Origin of the sequence: Mycobacterium sp. (assembly GCF_035653355.1) — a bacterium.
Taxonomy (GTDB): Bacteria; Actinomycetota; Actinomycetes; order Mycobacteriales; family Mycobacteriaceae; genus Mycobacterium.
Map to the genome: position 1 here is coordinate 1 of NZ_DASRBZ010000236.1, position 7,368 is coordinate 7,368.

The window sequence follows — 7,368 nt, forward strand, 5'->3', positions numbered from 1 at the left end:
TCGGCTGGTTCACCGGGTCGCGGCCCACCCGCGGCTTGCTGCGCCCGGCCGCCCTGACCTGGGCGACCGCTTCTTGGATGTCGCTGGCCCCGGTCATCGCGGCACCCTCGGAACCTTGAGGCCGGCGGCAGCGATCATTTCCCGCATCACCTCGTTGACACCGCCGCCGAACGTGATGACCAAGTTGCGTTTGGTCTGCGAATCCAGCCACTCCAACAGTTCGGCGGTGTCGGGCTCGGCCGGGTTGCCGTATTTGCCGACGATCTCTTCGGCGAGCCGACCGACATACTGAACCCGCTCGGTGCCAAAGACTTTCGTTGCCGCGGCATCGGCTACGTTGATGTTCTCACCTGCGGCCGCCACTTGCCAGTTGAGCAACTCGTTGATCCGCCAGATCGCATGAATCTCACCAAGGCCTCGTTTGACGTCGTCGCGCTCGATCGGAGTTATTCCGTCGCCGCCCGGCTTGGACGCCCAGGCGTGCACCCGGTCGTAAATGGCGGCGAACCGACCGGCGGGGCCGAGCATTACCCGTTCGTTGTTGAGCTGAGTGGTGATCAGCCGCCATCCGTCGTTCTCCTTGCCGACCAACATGTCGGCGGGCACCCGCACATCGTTGTAGTAGGTGGCATTGGTGTGGTGGGCGCCGTCGGACAGGATGATCGGCGTCCACGAGTAACCGGGATCTTTCGTGTCCACGATAAGGATCGAAATCCCCTTGTGTTTAACAGCTTCGGGGTCAGTGCGGCACGCCAGCCAGATGTATTCGGCGTCGTGGGCCCCGGTAGTGAAGATCTTCTGCCCGTTGACGATGTACTCGTCACCATGCCGAACCGCGGTGGTGCGCAACGACGCCAGGTCGGTGCCAGCCTCTGGCTCGGTATAGCCGATTGCGAAATGCACTTCACCGGCCAGGATCGCAGGCAGGAACTTCTTCTTCTGCATCTCGCTGCCGTATACCTGCAGGGTCGGACCCACTGTCTGCAGCGTCACGGCCGGCAATGGCACGTCGGCGCGATGAGCTTCATTGACGAAGATCTGCTGCTCGATCGGACCAAAACCGAGGCCGCCGAACTCCTTCGGCCACCCGACACCCAGCTTGCCGTCTTGACCCATCCGGCGGATGACCGTGCGGTAGGCCTTGCCATGCCGGTCGGTCTCCATCTCCTTCCGCTCTTCGGGTGAGATCAGACTCGAAAAGTATTGCCGTAGCTCAGCCTGCAACTGCCGCTGCTCGGGCGTCAGATCGATGAACATTGCGCTCCCACGAGGTCAAGGCGGTGCGACGTGCCGCCCAGCAGCCGGGTCAGATCTTTGATCGTGGAGTAGTACCGGTGCATCGGATAGGTGATGTCCATGCCCATGCCGCCGTGCAGGTGGTGGCAGGTTTGCATCGCCGGCGGCGCCTGCGACGTCAGCCAATAGGCCAGGACATCCAGGTCGTCGTCGGCGTCGCGGTCCTCGGCCAACCGCCAGACGGCGGACTTTGCGGCCAGATCGATAGTGCGCGAAGCGATGTAGACCTCGGCAAGTTGGGCGGCGACAGTCTGGAACGTCGACAGCGGCTTGCCGAACTGGTGGCGGCTGGCGACGTAGTCGGCGGTTAGGCGCAGCGCACCGGCCACCAGCCCGTCGGCGTAGGCGCCAATCATGGCCAACGCCAATTGGTTAACCCGGCGGGCGTCGGCACCGGTCAACACGTCCTCGTCCGGAACCGCGACGTCGGTGAACGTGACCGCGTATTCGTCGCTGCCATTGGACGTCGGCGTGCGGACCAACCGGACACCGTCGGCTGTCGGTGACACCAGGACCACGGCGCTGTCGGTGGTGACGAGCATCCACTGCGCTTGTTCGGCATACACCACGCCCACTTTGGTTCCCGACAGCCGGCTGTGCACGAATGTCGTGGCCGGCCGTTCCGGCAGGGGTGCAGCGGGTTCGTTCAGCGCGGCGGTCAACACTGCCCCTTTCGCCACGCCGGCCAGGTAGCGGTCCTGCTGAGGGTCAGATGCCGAATCCAGCAGCGGCACCACACCAAATCCCAAGGTGGCCAAGGCCGGAGTGATGGCGCCATGACGGCCCAGCTCCGTCAGCGCCGTCGCGACCTCGGCCAGACCGACACCGTCGCCACCCAGGCGTTCCGGCACCGCCAGCGCGGTCACACCACCGTCGACCAACGCCTCCCACGTTGAATTGCGCTCAAGCACCGAGGTAACGACGTCGGCGACAGCCTGCTGCGCCGAGTCCAGTGTGAAGTCCATCAGTGCGCGACCGGGCACTTGCCGGTGTAGTCGACCTGCCAGTGCTTGATGCCGTTCAGCCACCCGGAGCGCAGCCGCTCAGGCTCGGAAATCGGTTTGAGCTCGGGCATGTGGTCGGCGACCGCGTTGAAGATCAGGCTGATCGTCATCTTGGCGAGATTAGCGCCGATGCAGTAGTGCGCGCCGGTGCCGCCGAATCCGACGTGCGGGTTGGGATCGCGAAGGATGTTGAAGGTGTAGGGGTCCTCGAAGACCTCCTCGTCGAAATTGGCCGAACGGTAGAACATCACCACCCGTTGGCCCTTCTTGATCTGCACACCGGACAATTCGTAGTCTTCCAGCGCAGTGCGCTGGAAACAGGTCACCGGCGTGGCCCAGCGAACGATCTCATCGACCGCGGTCTCCGGCCGTTCCTTCTTGAACAACTCCCACTGGTCGGGATGTTGCGAGAACGCGATCATGCCGTGGGTGATGGAGTTGCGGGTGGTCTCGTTGCCGGCCACCGCGAGCATCACCACGAAGAAGCCGAACTCGTCGTCGGAGAGCTTCTCGCCGTCGATATCGGCGTTGATCAGCGTTGTGACAATGTCCTCGCCGGGGTTTTTGGCCTTCTCGGCCGCCAGCTGCATGGCGTACTGAATCAACTCGAACGACGACGCCCGAGGATCGATGTCGGCGTACTCGGGGTCTTCGTTGCCGGTCATCTCGTTGGACCAGCGGAACAACTTGTCGCGGTCGTCCTGCGGCACACCGAGCAAGTCGGCGATGGCCTGCAGCGGCAGCTCGCACGACACCTGCTCGACGAAGTCGCCCTGCCCTTGAGCGGCGGCCGTCTTGGCGATGTTCTGCGCCCGGCGGTTGAGCTCATCCTGCAGCCGACCGATAGCCCGTGGGGTGAAGCCGCGGGAGATGATCTTGCGCAGCCGGGTGTGGTGCGGAGCGTCCATATTCAGCATGACGAACCGCTGCACGTCGATGCCGTCGCGCGGCATGTCGTCGGGGAACCGGGGAATAACGCAGTTCTCGTAGCTGGAGAAGATGTCGCTGCGCAGCGACACCTCTTTGACGTCCTTGTGCTTGGTGATCGCCCAGTAGCCCCCGTCGTGGAAGCCGCCCCCTTTGCCGGGAGCCTGCTCGATCCAGCGGATGGGCTCCGCCTTGCGCAGCTCGGCGAACTCCTTGACCGGCAGGCTCTTGACGTTGATGTCGGGATCGAGGAAATCAAACCCGGGGGCTAGATTGACAGTTGGCATGGAGGACTCCTCGTTACAACGTGTTCTAGTGCCAGTAAAACATGCCTCTACCGCAGACGAAAGGCGCGAAAGCATCCTCGCTTGTCAGAGTAATGAAACGTGTTCTAGCCTGGCCGCATGGGTAACCCGGTAATCGTCGAAGCCACCCGTAGCCCGATCGGCAAACGCAACGGATGGTTGTCGGGGCTGCACGCCACCGAACTGCTGGGCGCCGTACAGAAGGCGCTCGTGGAAAAGGCCGGTATTGATGCCGGCGACGTCGAGCAGGTCGTCGGGGGCTGCGTGACCCAATACGCCGAGCAGTCCAACAACATCAGCCGCACGGCGTGGCTGACCGTGGGCTTGCCCGAGCATGTCGGCGCCACCACGGTCGACTGCCAATGCGGCAGCGGGCAGCAGGCTAACCATTTGGTCGCGGGTCTGATCGCCGCCGGCGCGATCGACATCGGCATCGCCTGCGGTATCGAGGCGATGAGCCGGGTCGGGTTGGGTGCCAACGCGGGCCCAGACCGCAATTGGCGGGCCGAGTCGTGGGACATCGACCTGCCCAACCAATTCGAGGCCGCCGAGCGGATCGCCAAGCGGCGCGGCATTACTCGCCAAGACATCGACGAGTTCGGCGTCGCGTCTCAGCAGAAGGCCAAGCAGGCCTGGGAAGAGGGCCGCTTCGACCGGGAAATCAGTCCGATCGAGGCGCCGGTGCTCGACGAGAATAAGCAACCCACCAGCGACCGGCATATGGTGTCGCGCGACCAGGGTCTGCGCGACACCACATTGGAGGGGCTGAGCCAGCTGAAGCCGGTGTTGGAGGGCGGAATTCACACCGCGGGCACGTCGTCGCAGATTTCTGATGGCGCGGCGGCGGTGCTGTGGATGGACGAGGACAAGGCCAAGGCGTTGGGTTTGCGGCCGCGGGCGCGGATCGTCAGCCAGGCGCTGGTGGGCGCGGAGCCCTACTACCACCTGGACGGCCCGGTCCAGTCGACCGCGAAGGTGCTGGAGAAGGCTGGCATGAAGATGGGCGACATCGACCTGGTCGAGATCAATGAGGCGTTCGCGTCGGTGGTGCTGTCCTGGGCGCGGGTGCACAACCCCGACATGGCGCGCGTCAACGTCAACGGTGGCGCGATCGCGCTGGGTCACCCGGTGGGCTGCACCGGCAGCAGGCTGATCACCACCGCGCTGCACGAGCTGGAGCGCAGCGACCAGAGCACCGCGCTGATCACGATGTGCGCCGGCGGTGCTCTGTCGACGGGCACCATCATCGAGCGGATCTAGTGTCGGTTTCCGACGACGACCGCATCGCAGCCGCGCAGGCCTATATCGATGCGCTGGTCAGCCATGACGCCGACTCGGTTCCGTTCGCGCCCGCTTGTGTGCGCATCGAGCAGGGTGTGCGGACCGGCTTTTCCGGAAACCACTTGCGCCGCAGCCTCAATCGTGGGCCGCAGTTTCGGCTCATCGCTTCGACCACTCCACCGGAGTTCAGCGTCAACGGCGACCTGGTGCGGGCGCGGTTCGACGTGATCACCAAGCCGTCGCTTGCTGGGCGGCGTGTGTGCGCGCACGTCGACGAGACTTTTCTGATCCCGGCCAGTGATGGCAAGATCCACCACATCCGGGCGCAGCTTCGCCCCTTCATCAAGCGCGCCCGGTGACGATGCGGGCCAATAGGCCCGAGGAGGAACCGGGCCATCAACAGAGGGATCACCAATGACTACTCCCCCACGCGCACTGAATTCCGCCGGCACGGGCGTTGTCATCAAATGGATGTCGCGAATCAACACGTGGCTGTACAAGGCGACCGGCGGCAGGATCGGCGGCAAGTTCCTCCAGGGTGCGCCGGTCGCGCTGTTGACGACCACGGGCCGCAAGACGGGTCAACCGCGGGTAAGCCCGCTGCTGTACTTGCGGGACGGCGACCGCGTGATTGTGGTGGCATCCCATGGCGGCCGAGAGAAGAACCCGATGTGGTACCTCAACCTCAAGGCGAATCCACAAGTGCAGGTTCAGATCAAAAAAGAAGTGCTCAACCTGACCGCACGCGACGCCACCGAAGAAGAGCGCGCCAAGTACTGGCCGCAGCTGGTGAAGATGTATTCCTCATACGAGGACTACCGGTCCTGGACCGACCGGACCATTCCGATCGTCATCTGCGAACCGTAACTACCCTGTGGGCATGACGCAGCGGCGGTGGATTCGCAACTCGAAGTTTCTGGCGCTGTTGATGAAGTATTTCGCTCGCGCCCACATTTGGGTGTATCGCCGCACCAATGGCAGGCTCGGCGCCAAGTTGCTGTGGTTCCCCGCGGCATTGCTGACCACGATCGGCCGCAAGTCTGGCCAGCCTCGAACCACCGCGACGCTGTACCTGCGCGACGGTGACCGGGTGGTTGTGCCGGCCTCTTTCGGCGGCCGAGCCGAGCATCCCGGATGGTATTTGAACTTGAAGTCAAACCCGAAGGTAGAGGTCCAGATTCGCGACGAGCAGTTGAAGCTGGTGGCACGCGACGCTACCGACGACGAGCGGGATCGTTACTGGCCGCCACTGATCCGAATGTATCCGCCGTATAAGGGTTACCAGGAAGCCACCGACCGGGTGATCCCGCTGGTGGTCTGCGAACCGGCCGAGGCGGCTGGCTAAGCGCCGTATACCGGCACTGGTGGTCGGGCCTTGGCCAGCAGGTCCCTGACCACCGGCCCCAGTTCAGTGGGGTCCCACCGCGCGCCCTTGTCGACCTGCGGCCCGTGCGCCCAACCCTCGGCAACCCGGATCAGCCCGCCCTCGACCTCGAACACCTTGCCGGTGACGTCTTTCGATTCGCTGCTGCCCAGCCACACCACCAGCGGGGAAACGTTTTCCGGTGCCATCGCATCGAACCCGTCCTCGGGCTTGGCCATGGTCTCGGCGAACACCTTTTCGGTCATGCGGGTGCGGGCGGCCGGGGCGATGGCGTTCACCGTGACGCCGTAGCGGGCCAGTTCCGCGGCGGCCACCAGGGTGAGCGCTGCGATACCAGCCTTGGCAGCGGAGTAGTTGCCTTGCCCGACACTGCCTTGCAGGCCCGCGCCGGAACTGGTGTTAATGATCCTGGCATCAACCGTTTTGCCTTCTTTGGACAACCCTCGCCAATACGATGCGGCGTGCCGCATCGTGGCGAAGTGACCCTTCAGGTGCACGGCAACGACGGCGTCGAACTCCTCCTCGCTGGTGTTCGCGATCATCCTGTCCCGGACGATGCCGGCGTTGTTGACCAGGACGTCCAGTCCACCGAACGTGTCGACGGCGGTCTGGATCAGGTTGGCCGCACCGTCCCAGTCGGCGACGTTGTCGCCGTTGACAACGGCTTCGCCTCCGGCAGCGGTGATCTCGTCGACCACGCTTTGCGCCTCGCTGCCACCGCTCGCCGGCGAACCGTCCAGCCCAACCCCGATGTCGTTGACCATCACGCGCGCGCCCTCGGCGGCGAACGCCAACGCATGGGCACGCCCGATGCCGCGACCCGCTCCAGTGACGATGACCACTCGGCCGTCGACCAAACCCATACCCGTCTGCTCCTTTACTTGTTGGCACTCGACGCGGCGAGGTATGGCGGCGGCTCACCGCCGCCATGGACCGCCATCGTCGTCCCGCTGATGTACGACGCCAGATCCGATGCCAGAAATGCTGCAGCCCAACCGATATCAGTAGGCTGCGCCAACCGGCCCAAAGGCACGGTGGCCGCGACCCGGGCGATCGACTCGGCATCGCCGTAGAACAATTCCGACTGCTCGGTCTCGACCATGCCTCCCACGAGCGCATTCACCCGCACCTTCGGCGCCCACTCGACCGCCAATGTGGCAGTGAGGTTTTC

9 protein-coding genes and 1 pseudogene are annotated in these 7,368 nt (G+C 64.3%); 4 read left to right on the forward strand and 6 right to left on the reverse strand.

All coding sequences use genetic code 11. The features are described 5' to 3' along the window. The 4 genes and pseudogenes from VFA16_RS07955 to VFA16_RS07970 form a co-directional block, all read right to left on the reverse strand. Window positions 1–97 (reverse strand): annotated as a pseudogene (locus VFA16_RS07955) (DNA-binding protein); the annotation flags it as partial. Next, window positions 94–1,257 carry an acyl-CoA dehydrogenase FadE29 gene (fadE29, locus tag VFA16_RS07960; protein WP_324967293.1) on the reverse strand — a complete coding sequence of 388 codons (1,164 nt, stop codon included), beginning with the start codon at window positions 1,255–1,257 and terminating at the stop codon, window positions 94–96. The gene fadE29 and the pseudogene VFA16_RS07955, both read right to left, overlap by 4 nt. Next, window positions 1,242–2,261: an acyl-CoA dehydrogenase family protein gene (locus VFA16_RS07965; protein WP_324967294.1), complete on the reverse strand. Its 1,020-nt coding sequence runs from the start codon at window positions 2,259–2,261 to the stop codon at window positions 1,242–1,244. The genes fadE29 and VFA16_RS07965 overlap by 16 nt, the downstream gene beginning before the upstream one ends. Further along, the gene (locus VFA16_RS07970) at window positions 2,261–3,514 is read right to left on the reverse strand and encodes a cytochrome P450 (RefSeq protein ID WP_324967295.1); all 1,254 of its coding nucleotides are present in this window, start codon (window positions 3,512–3,514) and stop codon (window positions 2,261–2,263) included. Before VFA16_RS07970 ends, VFA16_RS07965 begins: the two co-directional genes overlap by 1 nt. A gap of 117 nt (window positions 3,515–3,631) precedes the next feature. On the opposite strand from VFA16_RS07970, the gene VFA16_RS07975 reads away from it, so the two are divergent. Genes VFA16_RS07975 through VFA16_RS07990 form a run of 4 tightly spaced genes read left to right on the forward strand, consistent with a single transcriptional unit; the run spans window position 3,632 to window position 6,158 of the window. Continuing rightward, complete coding sequence (locus tag VFA16_RS07975) at window positions 3,632–4,792, forward strand: steroid 3-ketoacyl-CoA thiolase (protein WP_324967296.1); 1,161 nt, start codon at window positions 3,632–3,634, stop codon at window positions 4,790–4,792. Continuing rightward, window positions 4,792–5,172 (forward strand): hypothetical protein, encoded by a 381-nt coding sequence (locus tag VFA16_RS07980; protein ID WP_324967297.1) that lies wholly within the window; start codon window positions 4,792–4,794, stop codon window positions 5,170–5,172. The genes VFA16_RS07975 and VFA16_RS07980 overlap by 1 nt, the downstream gene beginning before the upstream one ends. A 55-nt stretch (window positions 5,173–5,227) precedes the next feature. Beyond that, on the forward strand, window positions 5,228–5,680 hold the full coding sequence (locus tag VFA16_RS07985; protein WP_324967298.1) for a nitroreductase family deazaflavin-dependent oxidoreductase: 453 nt from the start codon (window positions 5,228–5,230) through the stop codon (window positions 5,678–5,680). Window positions 5,681–5,693: 13 nt separating this feature from the next. Further along, window positions 5,694–6,158 carry a nitroreductase family deazaflavin-dependent oxidoreductase gene (locus tag VFA16_RS07990; RefSeq protein WP_324967299.1) on the forward strand — a complete coding sequence of 155 codons (465 nt, stop codon included), beginning with the start codon at window positions 5,694–5,696 and terminating at the stop codon, window positions 6,156–6,158. Here the strand turns inward: VFA16_RS07990 and VFA16_RS07995 are convergent. After that, on the reverse strand, window positions 6,155–7,060 hold the full coding sequence (locus VFA16_RS07995) for an SDR family oxidoreductase (RefSeq protein WP_324967300.1): 906 nt from the start codon (window positions 7,058–7,060) through the stop codon (window positions 6,155–6,157). The two genes, VFA16_RS07990 and VFA16_RS07995, sit on opposite strands and share 4 nt — an antisense overlap. Before the next feature lie 14 nt (window positions 7,061–7,074). After that, the coding region (locus VFA16_RS08000; RefSeq protein WP_324967301.1) for an SDR family oxidoreductase at window positions 7,075–7,368 on the reverse strand (294 nt) is incomplete at its 5' end.